The 18956-nt window shown below is 54.4% G+C and carries 16 protein-coding genes, 1 tRNA gene and 1 other RNA gene; 9 read left to right on the top strand and 9 right to left on the bottom strand.

Annotated features, from left to right (window positions below):
- Positions 1–3: 3 nt before the first annotated feature.
- Genes ddpC through ETV65_RS03730 form a run of 3 tightly spaced genes read left to right on the top strand, consistent with a single transcriptional unit; the run spans position 4 to position 2898 of the window.
- Positions 4–915: a D,D-dipeptide ABC transporter permease gene (gene ddpC / locus ETV65_RS03740; RefSeq protein ID WP_129951630.1), complete on the top strand. Its 912-nt coding sequence runs from the start codon at positions 4–6 to the stop codon at positions 913–915.
- Between the two features lies 1 nt (position 916).
- Positions 917–1945: an ABC transporter ATP-binding protein gene (locus tag ETV65_RS03735; RefSeq protein WP_129951629.1), complete on the top strand. Its 1029-nt coding sequence runs from the start codon at positions 917–919 to the stop codon at positions 1943–1945.
- Entirely contained in the window at positions 1945–2898 is a 954-nt protein-coding gene (locus ETV65_RS03730) for an ABC transporter ATP-binding protein (protein WP_129951628.1), read from the top strand. Before ETV65_RS03735 ends, ETV65_RS03730 begins: the two co-directional genes overlap by 1 nt.
- Before the next feature lie 27 nt (positions 2899–2925).
- Here ETV65_RS03730 and dapF read toward each other — a convergent pair whose 3' ends face one another.
- From dapF to ETV65_RS03705, 5 genes are all read right to left on the bottom strand, one after another.
- Complete coding sequence (dapF, locus tag ETV65_RS03725; protein WP_129951627.1) at positions 2926–3765, bottom strand: diaminopimelate epimerase; 840 nt, start codon at positions 3763–3765, stop codon at positions 2926–2928.
- A gap of 647 nt (positions 3766–4412) precedes the next feature.
- A complete protein-coding gene (locus tag ETV65_RS03720; RefSeq protein ID WP_129951626.1) occupies positions 4413–5339 on the bottom strand; it encodes an ROK family protein in 927 nt (308 codons plus the stop codon).
- On the bottom strand, positions 5336–6202 hold the full coding sequence (locus ETV65_RS03715) for an ABC transporter permease (protein ID WP_129951625.1): 867 nt from the start codon (positions 6200–6202) through the stop codon (positions 5336–5338). Before ETV65_RS03715 ends, ETV65_RS03720 begins: the two co-directional genes overlap by 4 nt.
- The gene (locus tag ETV65_RS03710) at positions 6202–7122 is read right to left on the bottom strand and encodes an ABC transporter permease (protein ID WP_129951624.1); all 921 of its coding nucleotides are present in this window, start codon (positions 7120–7122) and stop codon (positions 6202–6204) included. Before ETV65_RS03710 ends, ETV65_RS03715 begins: the two co-directional genes overlap by 1 nt.
- Before the next feature lie 27 nt (positions 7123–7149).
- Entirely contained in the window at positions 7150–8694 is a 1545-nt protein-coding gene (locus ETV65_RS03705) for an ABC transporter substrate-binding protein (protein ID WP_129951623.1), read from the bottom strand.
- A 235-nt stretch (positions 8695–8929) separates the two neighbouring features.
- Here ETV65_RS03705 and ETV65_RS03700 point away from each other — a divergent pair, with 235 nt between their 5' ends.
- The 3 genes from ETV65_RS03700 to ETV65_RS03690 are packed head-to-tail and all read left to right on the top strand — an operon-like array spanning position 8930 to position 13349.
- Positions 8930–10069: an ROK family transcriptional regulator gene (locus tag ETV65_RS03700; RefSeq protein ID WP_129951622.1), complete on the top strand. Its 1140-nt coding sequence runs from the start codon at positions 8930–8932 to the stop codon at positions 10067–10069.
- A gap of 12 nt (positions 10070–10081) precedes the next feature.
- Positions 10082–11515, top strand: coding sequence for a M81 family metallopeptidase (locus ETV65_RS03695; protein ID WP_129951621.1), 1434 nt, complete (start codon positions 10082–10084; stop codon positions 11513–11515).
- A 1-nt stretch (position 11516) separates the two neighbouring features.
- Positions 11517–13349, top strand: coding sequence for an ABC transporter ATP-binding protein (locus ETV65_RS03690; RefSeq protein WP_129951620.1), 1833 nt, complete (start codon positions 11517–11519; stop codon positions 13347–13349).
- A gap of 45 nt (positions 13350–13394) precedes the next feature.
- On the opposite strand, the gene ETV65_RS03685 is transcribed toward ETV65_RS03690, so the two are convergent.
- The 4 genes from ETV65_RS03685 to ETV65_RS03670 form a co-directional block, all read right to left on the bottom strand.
- A non-coding RNA gene (locus tag ETV65_RS03685) (RtT sRNA) lies at positions 13395–13524 on the bottom strand.
- Between the two features lie 43 nt (positions 13525–13567).
- Positions 13568–13652 (bottom strand) — tRNA-Tyr (locus ETV65_RS03680).
- A gap of 213 nt (positions 13653–13865) precedes the next feature.
- Complete coding sequence (gene purU / locus ETV65_RS03675) at positions 13866–14714, bottom strand: formyltetrahydrofolate deformylase (RefSeq protein WP_013575956.1); 849 nt, start codon at positions 14712–14714, stop codon at positions 13866–13868.
- A 43-nt stretch (positions 14715–14757) separates the two neighbouring features.
- Positions 14758–15222: a YchJ family protein gene (locus tag ETV65_RS03670; RefSeq protein WP_129951619.1), complete on the bottom strand. Its 465-nt coding sequence runs from the start codon at positions 15220–15222 to the stop codon at positions 14758–14760.
- A gap of 148 nt (positions 15223–15370) precedes the next feature.
- Between ETV65_RS03670 and rssA the strand changes: the two genes are divergently transcribed.
- The 3 genes from rssA (at position 15371) to ETV65_RS03655 (ending at position 18951) form a co-directional block, all read left to right on the top strand.
- Positions 15371–16282: a patatin-like phospholipase RssA gene (gene rssA, locus ETV65_RS03665; RefSeq protein WP_129951618.1), complete on the top strand. Its 912-nt coding sequence runs from the start codon at positions 15371–15373 to the stop codon at positions 16280–16282.
- Between the two features lie 96 nt (positions 16283–16378).
- A complete protein-coding gene (gene rssB / locus ETV65_RS03660; protein WP_129951617.1) occupies positions 16379–17392 on the top strand; it encodes a two-component system response regulator RssB in 1014 nt (337 codons plus the stop codon).
- A 215-nt stretch (positions 17393–17607) separates the two neighbouring features.
- Entirely contained in the window at positions 17608–18951 is a 1344-nt protein-coding gene (locus ETV65_RS03655) for a UDP-glucose/GDP-mannose dehydrogenase family protein (protein WP_129951616.1), read from the top strand.
- The last annotated feature ends 5 nt before the right edge of the window (positions 18952–18956 follow it).

Raw genomic sequence — 18956 nt, 5'->3', positions numbered from 1 at the left:
CCAATGTCAGTGATTGAACCGGGCGTCAATAATCGTCGGGCCGATATTGTGGCACCGGATGTCAAACCGCGTTTCGCCAGCTGGCGGCGCACATTCCATTTACTGAGCCGCAGCCCGCTGACGATGTTAGGGCTGGCGATCATGCTGGTCGTGCTTTTCATCATGATTTTTTCGCCGTGGCTGGTACCGTACGACCCGAATGCCATCAGCCTGACCGACAGATTGCAGGCACCTTCCGCGTTGCACTGGTTTGGTACCGATGAAGTCGGGCGGGATCTGTTCAGTCGGGTGCTGACTGGCAGCCAGCAATCCGTCGCCGCCGGGCTGGCGGTGGTCATCATTGCCGGTACGACCGGCTCGCTGCTTGGCTGTTTTTCCGGCGTGGTCGGCGGTGTGGTGGATGCGCTGATTATGCGCTGCATGGATATTATGCTGTCGGTGCCGTCGCTGGTATTAACCATGGCGCTGGCGGCCGCGCTCGGACCGAGTTTATTTAACGCTATGCTGGCGATTGCCGTCGTGCGCATTCCGTTTTACGTGCGGCTTGCACGCGGGCAAACGCTGATGCTGCGCCATCAGGCTTATATGCAAGCTACGCGGACGTTCGGCGCGTCGCGCTGGCATCTCATTACCTGGCACGTGCTGCGCAATGTGATGCCGCCGCTGATAGTGCAGGCTTCGCTGGATATCGGCACCTCAATTCTGATGGCAGCGACATTAGGTTTTATCGGCCTTGGGGCACAGCAACCGACCGCAGAATGGGGTGCGATGGTTTCAAATGGCCGCAATTATATTCTCGATCAATGGTGGTATTCAGCTTTTCCCGGCGTGGCTATTCTGATCACGGCCACCGGTTTTAATCTGTTCGGCGACGGTCTGCGCGACCTGCTGGATCCGAAAAGCAGAGGGCGCTGAGATGACTGAACAATCCCGGACGCCGGTACTGGAAATCGACAATCTGCAACTGGTCTTTCCGGTGTACGGCGGTGAAGTGAAAGCGCTGAATCAGGTATCACTGTCGGTCAGTGCCGGAGAAATCGTCGGCGTGGTGGGTGAATCCGGCTCAGGTAAATCCGTCACGGCAATGATGGCGATGCGTTTGCTGCCGCCCGACGGCTTTACTGTCACCGGCGGTACGTTACGCATGCTCGGCACTGATGTGGTTCAGGCCACGGAAGAACAGATGCGTACCTTACGCGGCGCGCGGGTGGCGATGATCTTTCAGGAGCCGATGAATGCGCTAAATCCGACGCGTAAAATCGGCCGTCAGATGTGTGAAGTCATCTGTCTGCATCAGAAAATCAGCAAGACACAGGCATGGCAAAAAGCCGTCGGCCTGTTACAGGATATGCAGATTGCCGATGCGGAGCAGATAATGTCACGCTACCCGTTTGAGCTTTCAGGAGGGATGCGCCAGCGTGTGTTGATCGCCATGGCCTTTTCCTGCGAACCGGAGCTGATTATCGCCGACGAACCGACTACTGCGCTGGATGTCACCGTGCAGCGGCAGGTATTGCGTTTACTCCAGCGCAAAGCCCGCGCCAGCGGCACGGCGGTCTTATTTATCACGCACGATATGGCCGTCGTGTCACAGCTTTGTGACCGGGTTTATGTGATGTACGCCGGGCATGTGATCGAAAGCGGCACGACAGCGGATGTGATCGACACGCCGTCGCACCCGTATTCCATCGGTTTATTGCAGGCCGCACCTGAAAACGGTGAGCCACGCAGTCTGCTTAAAGCCATTCCCGGCACCGTGCCGAATCTGGCAAAACTGCCGCAGGGCTGCGCGTTTCGCGGGCGCTGCGATCATGCCGATGAGCATTGCATCGAGACACCGGCGCTGGCTTCACTGCCGCACTTCCCGCAGCAATCCGTGGCCTGCTGGCATCCGCAACGCCGTGCCGGTGACATCTACATCCAACGTATTGAGGAGCATTCCTGATGATTGCTGAGGCACTGGTTGAACTGCAGGACGTGCGTGTACGGTTTCCCGCAAGCTATAACTGGCGCGGTAAACCGACCGGTTATGTGCACGCGCTGAACGGGCTGGATCTCAATATTATCCGCGGCGAAACCTTAGGTATTGTCGGGGAATCCGGTTGCGGGAAAAGCACGCTGGCGCAGTTGCTGATGGGGCTGCAAAAGCCCAGCAGCGGTGAAGTGCATCGCGCACGCCATGACAATTCCTGGTTCGGCTCCGGTATGCAAATGGTGTTTCAGGATCCGCAATCGTCGCTGGACCCGCGCCTGCCGGTCTGGCGGATCATTACCGAACCGGTGTTTGTGCAAAAACACAACAGCAGCCGGGAACGCCGTGAACTGGCCGCTACGCTGGCGGAGCAGGTGGGTATCCGCAGGGAATACCTCGACCGTCTGCCGCATGAGTTTTCCGGCGGCCAGCGTCAGCGTATCTCCATTGCCCGTGCGCTGTCCTCAGAGCCGGACATCATCGTGCTGGATGAACCGACCTCGGCGCTGGATATTTCGGTGCAGGCGCAAATCCTCAATTTGCTGGTGGAACTGCAACGCCAGCGTAATCTCACCTATGTACTGATTTCTCATAACGTTTCCGTTATCCGCCATATGAGTGACCGTGTCGCCGTGATGTATCTCGGGCAAATCGTTGAACTGGGGGCGGCGGAAAACGTCCTGTCAGAGCCACAACATCCCTACACCCGTTTGTTGCTCGATTCGGTTCCCCGTGCCGGACGTCAGCTTGATGAAGGGATAGTCGATAGAAAAGGGGAATTACCGGGCAACCGCAACCTGCCAATGGGATGTTATTTCCGCGAACGTTGCCCGCTGGCCGGAGACGGTTGTCAGATGCCGCAGGATTTGGTGTGCGGTCCAAACGGCGTGGTGGCGAGGTGTCACCGGGTGATGCCCGGGCAGTAAGACCGGGAAGTTCAGCTGGTCAAAACGCTACCCCGGCATATCCCGGAAACAGTCACTATCAAGAGTCACAGTGGCGATTTTCTGCACCGGCCCGCGCATGTTGACCTGAAAATCGCCGCTGAAACGGATGGCGAGTTCACCGCCGGGCATCTGCACGGTAACCGTGTCGTCCACCAGCCCGAGCTTGCGCATTGCGCTGGCCGCCGCACAACTGCTGCTGCCGGAAGCCAGCGTATACCCCGCGCCCCGTTCCCAGATGCCGATGCGGATAGTATTGCGATCAATGACTTGCACGAACTGCACGTTGGTACGTTTCGGAAAAATCGCCAGCGTTTCAATTTCAGCACCGAGCTGCCTGACCAAATCCAGATCCAGCTTTTCCACCCGGATCACACAGTGCGGATTGCCCATCGACACCAGCGTTGCGCTGAGATTGTGCCCGCCAGCCACCAGCGGTAACGCGAGAGCTTCATCGCCTTCAACCGTTGCGGGTAACGCGGCTGGCGAGAATTTTGCCTGCCCCATATCCACAATCACCTGATGCGCATCTTCGGTGACTTCGCAGCGCACCTGTCCGCCTGAGGTATTCACCAGAAACGGTTCATGCCCCGTGCGACCAATATCAAACAGATAGCGGGCGTAAATACGCAGGCCGTTACCGCTTTTTTCGGCTTCAGAACCGTCGGGATTAATAATGCGCAGGAAGGGAATGTCAGCACCGTCGTTGTCGATCAGCAAACCGTCAGAACCTATCCCGTAATGGCGGTCGCAGATGCGCCGGATTTGCTGATGGCTGAGCAGGGCGGCGACGCTGTGATGGCAGACCAGATAATCATTACCCAGTCCGTGATAGCGGTGAAAAATCATAATGATATTCCCTGCATATTTAAAATTGATGTGAACAGCTTTAATAGGAAACATTACCAAATATAGCGTGTAAGGTGAGTCCGATGTAAGTTTCGGTTTCTCAATAGCGGTTATCACACGGCCTTTCGCGCCGAAACCGACCAGAGGGGAAAGGCTTTTCCCCTCTGAACTCCCCTCGCTTTTTCAAACACGTGATCCACGGGTTGGCTATGTTTCAGGTATCACTGTGACAGGCTGGAAATCTTGTCGCTGCGCGATGCCTTCACTCGGTCCTGAAGCCATAGGTCTTCAGGCCGCTCCGTTCAGCAAGATTTCTGAATCGCCTTTGGCTTTTTTAAAAGACAAAATCACAAGCAGTGAGGTTACGTCCTATAAGGTTGAGGCCGGTTCCAAAATAACGCCGGAGGGAGAGGTGTAAAGCCGCGCGTCTTTTTGCGCGGGTTGTAACCCGACGGGAGGGCACCGCGCAGCGGCGGGATTTTGCGGCAATCACCACGCTCGCTGAAACATAGCCTCCAGCGAAGCGCGCAGTAAAAGAGCCCGGGATTCTCAAGGGTGGTGGCGATAAGCCACCCTTGAGGCCGGTGTGGGTGGCAACCCATGACCTTGATTTTGATTTTGAATTTAAAAGAGGCCGGAAGGGCTCATCATTCCATCCTCCCCAGCACCGATGCCCCCACCAGGCCGCCGTCGGTCAGGAATTTACCCGGTATCAGCAGCGGTTCGGCGTAGTTGTGCAGTACACCGCCACGTACTTTTACATCCAGCGCGGCGATAAGTTCAGTGGCAGACGCCAGCCCGCCACCCGCGACGATCCGCGAAGGGCCGAGGATATTGACCAGCAAGGCCAGCGGTTCGGCAACCAGTTCCAGCCAGGCGTTCACGGTCAGAGAACAGTCGGGATGCCCCTTCAGCCAGCCGGTTACAATGTCCAGACTGGTATTTTCCTGACGGTGGAAATGCTGATGCAGGCGTTCCATACCGCGCGCACCGCCGAGCATATCGAGGCAGCCGGTCTGGCCGCAGCCACATTTCAGGCGCGGAATGGGGTAATTTTTGCCGTCAATCGTCAACTCCGTGCGGGTAATCGCACCGTGGCCCCATTCGCCGGTAACGCCACCGTGGCCGCGTACCAGCTGGCCGTTGATCACCAGACCCCCGCCGACGCCGGTACCTAAAATAATCGCCGCCACGACGGGTTGATTTTGTGCGTTTCCTGCATGGGCTTCGGCAAGGGCAAAACAGTCGGCATCGTTGGCGGCAGTGACCGGACGGTCAAGCGCCGCGCTCAGATCTTTCGCCAGTGAATGACCGGTAAAGGCCGGAATATTGGTTGCGAGCATTTCGCCGGTTTGTGGCGAAACTAATCCTGCGGTGGAAATAGCCAGCGGCGTGCATGCCGGTAAATCAGCGCCATATCTGTCGATCAGTTGTTGTATCGCGTCGGCGAAATCCTGCCATGAGGCGACGGGTGTGGGCACTTTGCCGCATTCTTCTACTTTGCCTGAATAACGTGAAACACCAAATTTAATAAACGAACCGCCGATATCGGCGCAAAAAACGGCAGAACTCATGAGCGTGTGTCCAGTAAATCTCGCAGCCCGTCGCCAAGTACGTTAAAACCAAGCACGGTCAGCATAATGGCCAGACCCGGGAACAGCGAAAGGTAAATATTTATGCCGAGGAAGTTCCGGCCATCGCTCATCATGGTACCCCATTCCGGCATCGGCGGTTGCACACCAAGCCCCAGAAATGACAGGCTGGCGGCAGCGAGAATAACCGTACCTGCGGTCAGCGTCGATTGCACGATAATCGGCCCGATGGCATTGCGCAAAATATAATGCACGATGATGCGGTAATTTGATAAACCCAGCGCCTGCGCGGCTTCAACGTATTCCATCTGCTTTAAACCGAGCGTCAGGTTACGGCTGAGACGTGCGTATACCGGGATGGCAAACAGTGAAATCGCGATCAGCAGGTTTACCAGCCCGCCGCCGAGAATACTGACCACCAGAATGGCCAGCACGATGCCGGGGAAGGCAAACAGCATGTCCATAAACCACATAATAATCATGTCAGTATAACGACCCGCCATGCCGGCAATAATCCCAAGCGGAATGCCGATGATCATCGCCAGCCCGACGCTCAGCACCACTTCGATAATCGAAATCCTCGCACCATAAATCACCCGCGCGAAGATATCGCGGCCGTAATCATCGGTACCGAACCAGTGATCGGCACTGGGTGAAAGCAGGGTATCAATCAGGTCTTGTGCGTACGGGTCATGACGGACAATCAAGGGGGCGAACAGTCCCATCAGCACGATCAGGCTGACAATAAATCCGCCGAGGGCCACGGCAGGATGTCGCCATAACCAGCGGAAAAACCGCAGCGTGCGCGGTTTGCGACGGGGTAATTGCGTGATAACGGCAGACATCAATCAAACCTTATTTTTGGATTCAGGAAAGCGATCAGCAATTCACCGAGCAGGTTCATGACCACCACGCCGCAGACGGCGACCAGTGCCACGCCCTGAATAACCGGGTAATCACGGTAGCGTACGGAATCCACCAGCAGGCGGCCGATACCCGGCCAGTTAAAGACGGATTCGGTGACAACTGCCCCGCCAATCAGGCTGCCGAAATTGAGCGCCACGATAGTGACAATCGGGATCAATGCATTGCGGAATGCATGGCTGCAATACACGGTGGTGGCGGACAACCCTTTGGCGCGCGCGGTACGGATATAATCCTCCGACAAGACATCCAGCATGCTCGAACGCGTCATACGCGCCATGACCGCCATCGGTAAAACGGCCAGCGTGACTGAGGGAAGAATATAGCTTTTCCATGAAGTGGCACCGAGCAACGGCAGCCAGCCAAGCGTGACCGAGAAAGTGTTCATCGCCATCAGCCCCAGCCAGAAGTTGGCGACAGAGGCACCGGCAATGGCCAGTAACATTACGCCAAAATCAGGCCAGCGGTTGCGGTAAACTGCACCTATCATGCCCGCAGGAACGCCCACCGCCACTGCCAGAAAATACGCCAGCACGGCCAGCATCAGCGTATACGGCATCCGCTCAGCGATTTCCTGTGTGACCGGCTGTTGCGACTGCAACGAGACGCCGAGATTGCCTTGCAACACTTCCCCGGCAAAATGCACATATTGCGTCACCAGCGGCTGATCCAGCCCGAGGCGCACACGCATGGCATCCACCGCTTCCTGCGTCGCTTCAGGCCCGGCCATCAGACGCGCCGGATCGCCCGGCAGCGCGCGGATAGACACAAAAATCAGCATCGATACCCCGATCAGAATGATCGGGAAAGCGATGAGTTTTTTGGCAAGATAGGCTTTCATGGCGCTTTTCCACTGTAAATGCCGCGGTTATTTTTTCTGTGCATCTTTCACCACAATTTGACCACCGGGTATCATTGTGACGCCTGAAATATGCGTACCGGTAGCGTACAAATCATTCTGGTAATACAACAGAACCTGCGGTGCCTGCTGATTAATTTCTTTCTGAGCGTCGACGTAAATCGCGTTACGGGTATTTTCATCCAGCGTAGAAGCCGCTTTGTCTAACATGTCGTCCAGTTTTGCATCACTGAAGAAGCCCAGATTCGCGCCGCCCGGTGCGAAGCTTTTGCTGTAGTAAAGCGGACGAAGTTGCAGATCTGCGCCGTTCGCGCCGGAAGACCATGACGCCAGCACCGCGCCGGTGTTATCGGCCTTTTTACCCGCCTGATCGGCAAACGCGGCTTTGGTCCACACGCCGCTTTCCATAATCCGCACATCAAGTTTCACGCCGATTTTTGCCCACATGCTTTGCAGCACCTGACCGATACGCGCGTCCTGCCCTTGTACGGCAATCGACATCGTGAAACCGTCGGGTACACCGGCTTCTTTGAGCAATGCTTTGGCTTTTGCCAGATCCAACGGATACGGATCCAGCGTTTTGTCATAACCGGCGGTCACCGGTGCCAGCGGGGAATTCGCCGGTTGGGCAAAACCGGACATAATGGCGCGCACCAGTCCGTCGCGGTCCGTGGCGTAGTTCAGTGCCTGACGCACGCGGACATCGCTCAGCGGTTTGAGGTCGGTATTCAGCGCGACCCAGAACACGGCCGCTCCCGGGCTTTCATGCAGACTGAATTTCGGATTGTTTTTCAGTACACGGGCAAATTGCGGAGGCACCGGGTTGATGACGTCGGCTTCACCGGCCTGCAACGCCATGTTCATCACCGAAGGCTCTGCGCTCCAGGTCCATTTGATGTCGTCCGGCCCGGCGGCTTTATCGCCCCAGTAGCCCGGATATTTTTCTTCCAGCACGAATTCGCCGGTTTTGTATTGCACCATTTTGTACGGACCGGTGCCGACTGCTTTGCTGTCCAGCGTGCCGGTTTTATCTGCCGCCGGACTGACCATCAGACAGGCGCCGGTGGTCAGTAAATTGAGGAAAGCCGGATAGGGTTTTTTAAGTCTGAACACCACCGTGGAGTCATCGGTTTTGGTCACGCTGTCAAGGAAGGTACGCAGACGTCCGCTGGCGGCCAGCCCGCGTTTGGTATCGAGATGACGGGCAAAGTTGGCGACGACGGCGTCGGCGTTAAACGGTGTGCCGTCGTGGAATGTGACACCGCTGCGCAGTTTGAATGTCCACACCAGACCGCTTTCATCGCTGCTCCATGACGTTGCCAGAGCCGCTTCCGGTTTGAGTTGTGGCGACATGCGCAACAGACCTTCGTACATCGGGTCGAGTACCGTGCCGGTAAACGTCGCGGTCTGGTTGCCCGGATCCATGCTACGCGGTGCTTCGTTCTGCATCACGTTCAGCGTGGCGGCAAAAACCGGCAGCGAAAGCGCGGCGAGAAGTGCGCTGCTCAGCAGCGATAACTGCACGGGACGCCGGATGTAACGGGTAATCTTCATGTTCTGCCCTCTGCGTGAAAAAGCGGATTAAATGGCTCTGATTTATTCTGCCGGTTCGGTAAAACGCCGGTTTTAATGACAGTTTGTTTTAACAAACAGATTTAACAAATAGTTCATATGAAATACTTATATCCAAACATTTAGTTTAATTTGTGAACTAATTAGCATTGATATATCCATTTCTACCGTTTAATGTCAATGCAGATGAGCGAAAACTGAGAGCGCCAAAACGAATATGCTAACAACTTTGCAACGTCAGATTTTGGGTGCAGTGAATGCCGCAGGCGGTTTAAGCCGTACCGAACTGGCGCAGTTCTCAGGGATGAGTAAAGCGGCCATCGGTGGCGTGGTACGCGAGATGATTGAGGCCGGTTTCCTGCATGAGGCGGAAACGGTGCCGGGCAGCGGGCAGGGGAGACCTTCCGTGCGTCTGGTCGTCCATCCTGACGGCGCGTGGTTTGCCGGGGTATCTTTGCTGCAAAATCCGGCGCAGATGGCGCTGATTAATCTGCATGGCGAAATACTGTCACGTGTGTCGTTCGCGGCCGGTACGGATCCTCAACAACTGGCGGCGAATATCGCCAGCGCATTACCGGTATTGCTCGGGCCACATCCCGAAGCGGCGAAAAAGCTGGTCGGGCTTGGTGTGACACTATCCGGACTGATTGATGAACATCAGTCAACCTGCGTGCAGTCGGCATTGCTGGGCTGGCGGGATGTGCCGCTGGCGAAGCTGATTTCACAGGCGACCGGCATGGATGTGGCGATTGAAAATGATGCCAAAGCGCTGGCGGTGAGCGAAAAAAGCTTCGGTCAGGCGCGGGATCTGAGCAGCTTTACGCTGGTCAGTCACGGCGCGGGGATTGGCAGCGCACATTTCATCGCCGGGCAGTTACATCGGGGGTTACACGGCGGAGCAGGGGAAATCGCGCACTGCACGCTGGAGCTGAACGGTTCGCCGTGTCGCTGTGGCAAGCGGGGTTGCCTTGATACGTTAGCCTCACTCAATGCCATTGCCGACATGGCTAAAGCCGAAGGGCTGGAGGTCACCACCATCGGCGGGCTTGAACAACTGGCGATGCAGGGCCAGAGTGCGGCGATCCGCATTTTGCACCGTGCGGGTTCTGCGCTCGGCTTAGCGATATCGCACCTGATTCAAATCAATGATCCGGATTTGATCCTGATTGCACATCAGGACGCCGATTTTTCCGGGCTGTTTGGCACGGTTATGCATCAGTCCGTTGAAGCCAACGTCTTGCCGGGCAATGCCGGTAAAACGCCCGTCCGCACTTTTACCCTAAACGACGACACCTGGGCGCGCGCGGCAGCAAGCATTGCTGCCCACCGCTTTCTGGTCGGTCTGAAGCCTGTCTGAGGAATGAGCAATATGCGTATAGCTGTCAGCGGTATCCACATTGAATGCAGTACTTACAATCCGGTGCTTAACGAGGAAAGGGATTTCACTGTCGTGCGGGATGCGCAGTTGCTGGCGTCACCGCGCTTTCGTTTTTTACAGGACTATCCGGCCACCTTTTTACCGACCATTCACGCCCGTGCTATCGCCGGCGGACCGGTAGCCCGTGCCACTTACGATAAATTCAAAGCGGAAATGCTGGCAGGGCTGGAAGCGCAACAACCGTTTGACGGTTTGTATCTGGCGATGCATGGCGCGATGTATGTTGAAGGATTAGAAGATGCTGAAGGTGACTGGATTGCTGCGGCGCGCAAAGCCGTCGGGCCTGATTGCCCGATCAGTGTCAGTTACGATCTGCACGGGAATGTTTCACAGCGCATTATTGACGCCATTGATATGTTTTCGACCTACCGCACCGCGCCGCATATTGATGTGGAAGAAACCATGCGCCGTTCTGTCGCCATGCTGGTGAAGCATCTGCAAAGTGGCGTGAAACCAACATTGCTGTGGGTGCCGGTACCGGTAGTGTTGCCAGGTGAGCGGACCAGCACGGAAGATGAACCGGCGAAAAGTTTATACGCCCGCCTGCCGGAAATGGATGAAGTGGAAGGCGTCTGGGACAGTTCGCTGATGGTCGGTTACGTGTGGGCGGATGAGCCGCGAGCGACCGCCGCCGTAATCATGACCGGGACCGACCGCACCGTGCTGGAACAGCAGGCCACGCAACTGGCACAGGCTTACTGGGACGCCCGTGAAGATTTTGTGTTTGGCTGTGAAACCGACACCGTGGAAGCCTGTGTGAAAAAGGCCATTGCCAGTGAAACTCGGCCGGTGGTGCTGGCGGATTCCGGCGATAATCCGACCGGCGGTGGCGTTGGCGATCGCGCCGATGTGTTGCAGGAGCTGATCAAACAGTATGCGCAGAATACGATTGTGGCCGGTATTGCCGATGCCCCGGCCACCGACGCGGCATTCAATGCCGGTGTCGGATCAACACTGATGCTGACACTCGGCGCGTCACTCGATCATTCCAGCCCGCAGGTGAAAGGCGAATTCGACGTTATCTTCCTGCTCGATGCACTGACTCCGGCTGACCGTCAGGCGGTACTTCGTATCGGCGGGATTGACGTGGTCGTTTCGGCGCGTCGTCGCCCCTATCACAACATCAGCGATTTCACCGTGCTGGGACTGGATCCGTATACCGCAGATATTGTTGTTGTTAAATCCGGCTATCTGTCGCCGGAACTGGCCCCGCTTGCCAGCCCGAATCTGATGGCGCTGTCTAACGGCGTGGTCGATCAGTTTGTCGAACGCCTGCCGCGCCTGCGCAAACCGCGTAAAACCTTCCCGTTTGACCGTAACTTCAGCTACGCGCCGCAGGTGCAGCTTTCTTCCAGGAGCAAATGAAATGAACCCGACCCGCGGACAACCGGAAAACCGTCAGCCCGTGCTGAGCGTGAAACATCTCACTACCTCATTTCGCGGCGAAGACGACTGGTTGCCGGTGGTACGTGATTTGTCGTTTGATGTCTATCCCGGCGAGACGCTGGCGATCGTCGGCGAATCCGGCTCGGGGAAAAGCGTGACATCGCTGTCGGTGATGCGTTTGCTTAAAGCGCAGGGCAGTAAAATTGAAGGTGAAGTCTGGCTGAATCAGCGCAGTTTGCTGGCGCTTTCTGATAAGCAGATGCGCGATATCCGGGGCAACGACATGGCGATGATTTTTCAGGAGCCGATGACGTCGCTGAATCCGACATTCAGTATCGGCAGACAAATCGCGGAAAGCCTCAAACGGCACCGGGGCATGTCATCCGCTCAGGCGCGGGCGGAAACCCTGCGTTTGCTGGAGAAAGTCAGGATCCCGAATGCCAACGCGCGTTTCGACGAGTATCCGCATCAGTTTTCCGGCGGTATGCGTCAGCGCGTGATGATTGCGATGGCACTGGCGCTGAAACCTAAGCTACTGATCGCCGATGAACCCACGACGGCGCTGGATGTGACGATTCAGGGGCAAATTCTGGATCTGATTAAAACGTTGCAGGAAGAAGAAGGGATGGCGGTGTTGTTTATCACGCATGATATGGGCGTGGTGGCTGAAATCGCAGACCGCACGCTGGTGATGTATCGCGGTGAGGCGGTGGAAAGCGGGGTCACGGAGGAGATTTTTCATCGCCCGCAGCATCCTTATACCCGCGCTTTGCTGGCCGCCGTACCGAAACTTGGGTCGATGCAGGGGCGTGCCTGGCCGTTGCGTTTCCCGCAAATTAATTTGCAAACCGGTGAAACACGCGAGCCAACGGAAGTGGCAGAAACGGTCGGTTCGGGGCTGACGCCATTGCTCTCGGTGAAAAATCTCAGTGCACGTTTTCCGGTGTATGGCGGCATATTTAGCCGTCAGGTTGGGGCGGTTCACGCGGTAGAAAATATCAGCTTTGATTTATATCCGGGTGAAACGCTGTCGCTGGTCGGGGAATCCGGTTGCGGAAAATCGACGACCGGACGTGCGGTAACACGGCTGCTGAAACCACACAGCGGTGCAATTGATTTCGACGGTTTTGATGTAATGAATCTGGGCCGGTGCGATATTTTACAGATGCGGCAGCGCATTCAGATGATATTTCAGGATCCGTTTGCCAGCCTGAATCCGCGTATGCGCATTGGTGACGCGCTGATCGAACCTATGCTGCAACATAAACTGCATAACCGCAGCGATGCAAAAGAGAAAGCCGCGTCGTTGCTGCAAAAAGTCGGATTGTCGCCGGATATGTTGCGTCGTTTTCCACATGAGTTTTCCGGTGGTCAGCGCCAGCGAATTTGTATTGCGCGCGCACTGACGCTCGATCCGAAAGTGATTGTCGCCGATGAATCGGTATCCGCGCTGGATGTGTCGGTGAAAGCGCAGGTGGTGAATTTGTTGCTCGATTTGCAGGAAAGCATGCATCTTTCCTACCTGTTTATTTCGCACGATATGGCAGTGGTCGAGCGGGTGAGCCATCGCGTGGCGGTGATGTATCTGGGTGAGATTGTAGAGATCGGCCCGCGCGCAGCGATATTTGATAATCCGCAGCATGCATATACACGAAAATTAATGGCGTCAGTGCCGGTACCTGATCCGTCGCGCAGAATGCTGAAACGTCAAATGCAGGTCGATGAGCTGAAAAGCCCGGTGCGTGATAACGGCTACATTCCGCCGCAACGGCAATATCAGGAAGTGTCAGCAGGACATTTTGTTCAGGTTTGACGGGTAATGCTCAGCCTGGTGGGAAACGAAGGGGACTTTTGAAGATGGTGGTGGGGGAAGGATGACTCGGCCTGTGGCCTCGCCCTGCGGGTCGTTGCTGCGCAACGCTGTCTCGCTTCGCTCGGCTCAAACCTTCGGGTCGAAGGTTCTCTATCCTTCCCGATTTGTATTTTTATTTTAGTTTGGAATTTTCGGAAGAAGCGGGAATATCTTGAAGATGGTGGTGGGGGAAGGATTCGAACCTTCGAAGTCGATGACGGCAGATTTACAGTCTGCTCCCTTTGGCCGCTCGGGAACCCCACCACAATTTTTGTGGCATTTACTACATACTTTCTGGCCAAAACCATCATGTGCTACATGGATGATTTTTGTCGCTGCAGCGGTTAGCTGCGAACGGGGCGCATAATACCAAATGGTTCGGGGCTGTAAAGCGCTGAAAGCGATAATAAAGTTTGTTTGCGGGTTTTTTGTTCTTAACGGTGCTTCTCTGAACGAAAAGCACCGTCACAAGGCGGATTACAGAATGACAGTGCGGTTGCCGTAAACGAAGACACGTTGCGCCAGTACGCGGTATAACGCGCGGCTAAGCACATTTTTCTCCACATCGCGCCCGGCACGCATCATATCTTCTGCGGTATAAGTATGATCGACGTTAATCACGTCCTGCATGATGATCGGACCCTCATCCAGGTTATCATTCACGTAATGCGCGGTGGCACCAATCAGTTTCACGCCGCGCTCGTACGCCTGATGATACGGGCGGGCACCAATAAATGCCGGCAGGAATGAGTGGTGTATGTTGATCACCTGATGCGGATAATGTTGCACAAAGCCCGGCGTCAGCACACGCATGTATTTAGCCAGCACCACATAATCCGGCTGATACTGATCAATTTGCGCAATCATCGCGCTGTCATGCTGTTCGCGGGTCAGGCCGTCATGGCTGACCAGATGGAACGGAATATCGAAGCGCTCAACCAGCGTTTGCAGGGTATCGTGGTTACCGATCACAGCGGCGATTTCGACATCCAGACCACCGTAAGCGGCTTTCATCAGCAGATCGCCCAGACAATGGGCTTCTTTGGTCACCAGGATCACGATACGGCGGCGGCCGGTGCTGTTCAGTTCACGCACGGAGCCCGCTGGCAGCGCACTGTCGAGATCAGCCAGCAATGTGGTGTCATTGAAAATCCCTTCCAGCTCGGTACGCATAAAGAAGCGCCCGGTGCGGTGATCGACGAATTCATTGTTCTGCACGATATTAAGTTCGTGCTTGTAGCAAATGTTGGTGATTTTGGCGATCAGACCTTTTGCGTCAGGGCAAATGGTGCGTAATACCTTGGTTTGTACGTTCTGTTGCGGCATGAGGGTGTGGATCCTGTCCAAGACTTAAAATAATACGGTTGAATTATTTACCGCAGCACTTCTTATATTTTTTACCCGATCCGCACGGGCAGGCGTCATTGCGGCCTGTCTGCGGTTTAATTCCGTCGATATAGTACCAGCGTTCGTTCAAACGAAGAAATCGCGAACGCTCGTGGATCAGATGAATATGTTCATCGCCGGTTTCGGTAAACCGCGCGGCAAACTCAACAAAACCTTCATCTGCATGACGCCCGTCTGACTGGCCGATGACCTGCAAACCGCGCCAGTGGGTAGTGGTGAAGCCTTCCTGTAAACTGTTGCGCCATTGCTCTGCTTGACAATCCGGGTGCCAGGTGGCGATCAGATAACTCGCATTTTTCAGGGCATAGGCGGTGTAACGCGAGCGCATCAGCGCAGACGGTGTCGGCGCCACTTTACGCTCAGCGATGTATGGCTGGCAGCACTCTTCGAAGGAAAGGCTGCTGCAACATGGGCAAAGTTCTGACACGGAAACTCCTGCATCTCAGGGCTAATACATTTAACAACGCAGGTTGCGCTATTGAATGCACCAAACTGATATGTTACCTAACAAACTCGCCGGGTGACAATGCGCTTGCCCGCTGATTCTAACGCGATGTGCAATATAAGGTCATCAGATGAGCAGAAAAGTCACCATTGGTCTTGCCCTCGGCTCAGGAGCCGCGAAAGGGTGGGCGCACATCGGTGTGATTAATGCCCTGAAAGAAATGGATATCGACGTCGATGTCGTGGCGGGTTGTTCGGTCGGTGCACTGGTCGGCGCAGCCTATGTCAGTGACAGATTGCCGGCAATAGAAAACTGGGTTCGTTCGTTCAGTTACTGGGACGTGCTGCGGCTGATGGATTTTTCCTGGAAGCGCGGAGGATTATTGCGCGGAGAGCGTGTATTCAATGCCGTGGGGCAGTTAATCCGCATTGATGAGTTTGAAAAGTGCTCGAAGAAGTTTGGCGCAGTGGCCACTAATCTGAGCACCGGCCGCGAACTGTGGCTGACAAAAGGGGATTTGCATGAGGCTATCCGCGCCTCATGCAGTATGCCCGGGCTGCTGGCACCGGTCTGGCATAACGGTTACTGGCTGGTTGACGGGGCGGTAGTGAATCCTGTGCCGGTTTCGCTGACCCGCGCGCTTGGCGCGGATATCGTTATCGCCGTCGATCTTCAGCACGACGCGCATCTGATGCAGCAAGATTTGCTGACGGTACAACCGACAGGCGAAGCACTGGATACTGAGACAGAAGTAAGTTGGCGTGACAGAATACGCCAGCGTTTAACCCGGCCAAATGCCCGAAAACCTAACGTCAGCCCCTCGGCTATGGAAATAATGTCGACGTCCATTCAGGTGCTGGAAAACCGGCTCAAGCGTAACCGCATGGCAGGCGACCCGCCGGATGTGCTGATCCAGCCTTATTGTCCGCAAATCTCAACGCTGGATTTTCATCGGGCGGAAGAAGCGATCGAGGCCGGGCGTCTTGCCGTTGAAAAACAGAGAGATCAGTTGCTGCCCCTGATTAAAAATAGACAGTTCTGAATGGCTTAAAATGTGTTTGGCCTAATCTGACAATTCTGCCAAGCAAAAACAGGCTTTATGAGCCACTATTAGAATAAGAAATACTGGGGGACCCTGATGGACAAGCCACTTACAAGCAAGCATATTCTCATCGTTGAAGACGAAGCCGTTTTCCGATCTATACTTGCCGGCTATGTAAGTTCCCTGGGTGCGACATTCACGGAGGCCGAAAATGGCCTTGAGGCTTTGTCTCTGGTCGAAGATTACCCGCCTGACCTGATCCTCTGCGATTTAGCGATGCCTGAGATGGGAGGGATGGAGTTCGTCGAAAACCTGCGATTACAGGGGAGTAAAATCCCTGTTCTGGTGATTTCCGCCACTGATAAAATGACAGATGTTGCATCAATGCTGCGGCTCGGTGTGGAAGATGTCCTCCTCAAACCCATAAACGATCTTAACCGGTTACGCGAGGCGTTACTTTCTTCTTTATACCCGAAGCTTTTTTCATCACAGGCTATGGAGGAAAGCTCACTGGTTCAGGACTGGGAAGCGCTGTGCCGGAATCCCAACGAAGCACAGCGCTTGTTGCAGGAATTACAGCCACCCGTTCAGCAGAAGCTGGCGCATTGCCGCATCAATTACCGGCAACTGACGTCAGCAGAAAGTCCGGGGCTGGTGCTGGATATCGCCGCGCTTTCTTCCAAAGATCTCGGTTTCTATTGTCTGGATGTGACCCGGGCCAACGAGAATGGGGTACTGGCTGCACTCTTGCTGCGGGCTATTTTTAACAGCTTATTACGTGAGCACTTAAGTGATCAGCATCAGCGGTTACCGCAAATGTCGACGCTGCTTAAACAGGTCAATCATTTATTCAAGCAGGCAAATCTCGACGGACAATTCCCATTATTGCTGGGCTATTATCATGCCGAGTATAAGAATCTCATTCTGGTTTCAGCGGGATTACATGCCACAGTCAATACCGGCACCAATATGATCCAGCTTAGCAATGGTGTGCCGCTCGGCACCACCGGCGCCACATACTCCAATCAAATCAGTCAGAAATGTGATGCCTGGCAATGTCAGGTCTGGGGTTCGGGTGGGCGTCTGAGATTAATGCTGTCTGCTGATTGAGCAAATCTATTACTATTGATAATAATTTATTAATAATCCTGAGCATTTTCCCCGCACGATGTTTTACCTTCATACATTATTTCAATCTTCTAAGACGTATCTCAATGCAAAATATGCCTTTCCAGGCGCACTTGTGCCTGAAACTGTTATAATCCGTTCCGGAAAATTTGGCTGTCTATTTTACATTGTTTAAAATAACAAATAGGAATTCGCTGATGAAAGTAACAGTTTTTGGTATCGGTTACGTCGGACTTGTTCAGGCGGCGGTTCTTGCTGAAGTTGGGCATGAAGTTTTGTGTATCGATGTAGATGCAAAGAAAGTAGAAAACCTGAAAAACGGGCTGATCCCAATTTTTGAACCGGGCCTGACACCGCTGGTTCAGAGCAACTATGAAGCAGGGCGTTTGCTGTTCAGCACCAATGCGGCTGAAGGTGTAGCGCATGCAACGGTACAATTCATCGCGGTGGGTACCCCACCTGATGAAGATGGTTCCGCTGATCTGAAATATGTGACTGCCGTTGCGCGTACGATTGCTGAGCATATGACCGGACCAAAAGTGGTTATCGATAAATCCACCGTTCCGGTGGGTACTGCGGATAAAGTCCGTGCAGTGATGACAGAGAAACTCAAAGAACGCGGCGTGGACATCAGCTTCGATGTTGTCTCTAACCCTGAATTCCTCAAAGAAGGGGCGGCAGTCGCAGACTGTATGCGACCTGAACGTATTGTTATCGGTACGGATAATCCTGACGCTATTGATCCGATCCGTGAACTTTACGAACCTTTTAATCGTAATCACGATCGCATGATCCTGATGGATATCCGCAGTGCAGAACTGACTAAATATGCTGCCAACTGTATGCTGGCAACCAAAATCAGTTTCATGAATGAAATGTCTAATCTGGCAGAAATGCTGGGTGCGGATATCGAGAAAGTCCGTCAGGGCATCGGTTCTGATTCACGCATTGGTTATCACTTTATCTATCCTGGCTGCGGCTACGGTGGTTCCTGTTTCCCTAAGGACGTCCAGGCGTTAATCCGCACTGCTGAACACATTGGCTATCAGCCGAAATTGTTGCAGGCTGTGGAACAAGTCAATTACCAGCAAAAATATAAATTGCCTGCTTTCATTCAGCGCCACTTCGGCGATGACCTTAAAGGGAAAACCTTTGCACTGTGGGGGCTGTCATTTAAGCCAAATACCGATGACATGCGTGAAGCATCGAGTCGCGTATTAATGGAACAACTCTGGGCAGCGGGCGCGAAAATCAAAGCCTATGATCCGGAAGCCATGAACGAAACGCAGCGGATCTACGGTCACCGTGATGATCTGGAATTGATGGGAACCAAAGAATCTGCATTGCATAATGCCGATGCGCTGATTATTTGTACGGAATGGCAGAACTTCCGTGCTCCGGATTTTGATGTGATCAAAAAAGCGTTAAAAGAGCCGGTTATCTTTGATGGTCGTAATTTATTCGATCCTGAACGTTTGGAGAAACGCGGATTTACTTACTACGGCATAGGTCGTGGTGCATCAATCAATCCGGTTCTGTAAGGAGT

The organism is Rahnella sp. RFA10(1/100) (assembly GCF_004195115.1).
GTDB lineage: Bacteria > Pseudomonadota > Gammaproteobacteria > Enterobacterales > Enterobacteriaceae > Rahnella > Rahnella perminowiae.
The sequence above is the reverse complement of the archived record's forward strand: the minus strand, read 5'-3'. Positions and strand labels throughout refer to the sequence as shown.

Excerpts from the sequence above, each read along its gene's own strand:
- ddpC (WP_129951630.1), top strand. The coding sequence starts at position 4 with ATGTCAGTGATTGAACCGGGCGTCAATAATCGTCGGGCCGATATTGTG.
- ETV65_RS03735 (WP_129951629.1), top strand. The coding sequence starts at position 917 with ATGACTGAACAATCCCGGACGCCGGTACTGGAAATCGACAATCTGCAA.
- ETV65_RS03730 (WP_129951628.1), top strand. The coding sequence starts at position 1,945 with ATGATTGCTGAGGCACTGGTTGAACTGCAGGACGTGCGTGTACGGTTT.
- dapF (WP_129951627.1), bottom strand. The coding sequence starts at position 3,765 with ATGATTTTTCACCGCTATCACGGACTGGGTAATGATTATCTGGTCTGC.
- ETV65_RS03720 (WP_129951626.1), bottom strand. The coding sequence starts at position 5,339 with ATGAGTTCTGCCGTTTTTTGCGCCGATATCGGCGGTTCGTTTATTAAA.
- ETV65_RS03715 (WP_129951625.1), bottom strand. The coding sequence starts at position 6,202 with ATGTCTGCCGTTATCACGCAATTACCCCGTCGCAAACCGCGCACGCTG.
- ETV65_RS03710 (WP_129951624.1), bottom strand. The coding sequence starts at position 7,122 with ATGAAAGCCTATCTTGCCAAAAAACTCATCGCTTTCCCGATCATTCTG.
- ETV65_RS03705 (WP_129951623.1), bottom strand. The coding sequence starts at position 8,694 with ATGAAGATTACCCGTTACATCCGGCGTCCCGTGCAGTTATCGCTGCTG.
- ETV65_RS03700 (WP_129951622.1), top strand. The coding sequence starts at position 8,930 with ATGCTAACAACTTTGCAACGTCAGATTTTGGGTGCAGTGAATGCCGCA.
- ETV65_RS03695 (WP_129951621.1), top strand. The coding sequence starts at position 10,082 with ATGCGTATAGCTGTCAGCGGTATCCACATTGAATGCAGTACTTACAAT.
- ETV65_RS03690 (WP_129951620.1), top strand. The coding sequence starts at position 11,517 with ATGAACCCGACCCGCGGACAACCGGAAAACCGTCAGCCCGTGCTGAGC.
- purU (WP_013575956.1), bottom strand. The coding sequence starts at position 14,714 with ATGCCGCAACAGAACGTACAAACCAAGGTATTACGCACCATTTGCCCT.
- rssA (WP_129951618.1), top strand. The coding sequence starts at position 15,371 with ATGAGCAGAAAAGTCACCATTGGTCTTGCCCTCGGCTCAGGAGCCGCG.
- rssB (WP_129951617.1), top strand. The coding sequence starts at position 16,379 with ATGGACAAGCCACTTACAAGCAAGCATATTCTCATCGTTGAAGACGAA.
- ETV65_RS03655 (WP_129951616.1), top strand. The coding sequence starts at position 17,608 with ATGAAAGTAACAGTTTTTGGTATCGGTTACGTCGGACTTGTTCAGGCG.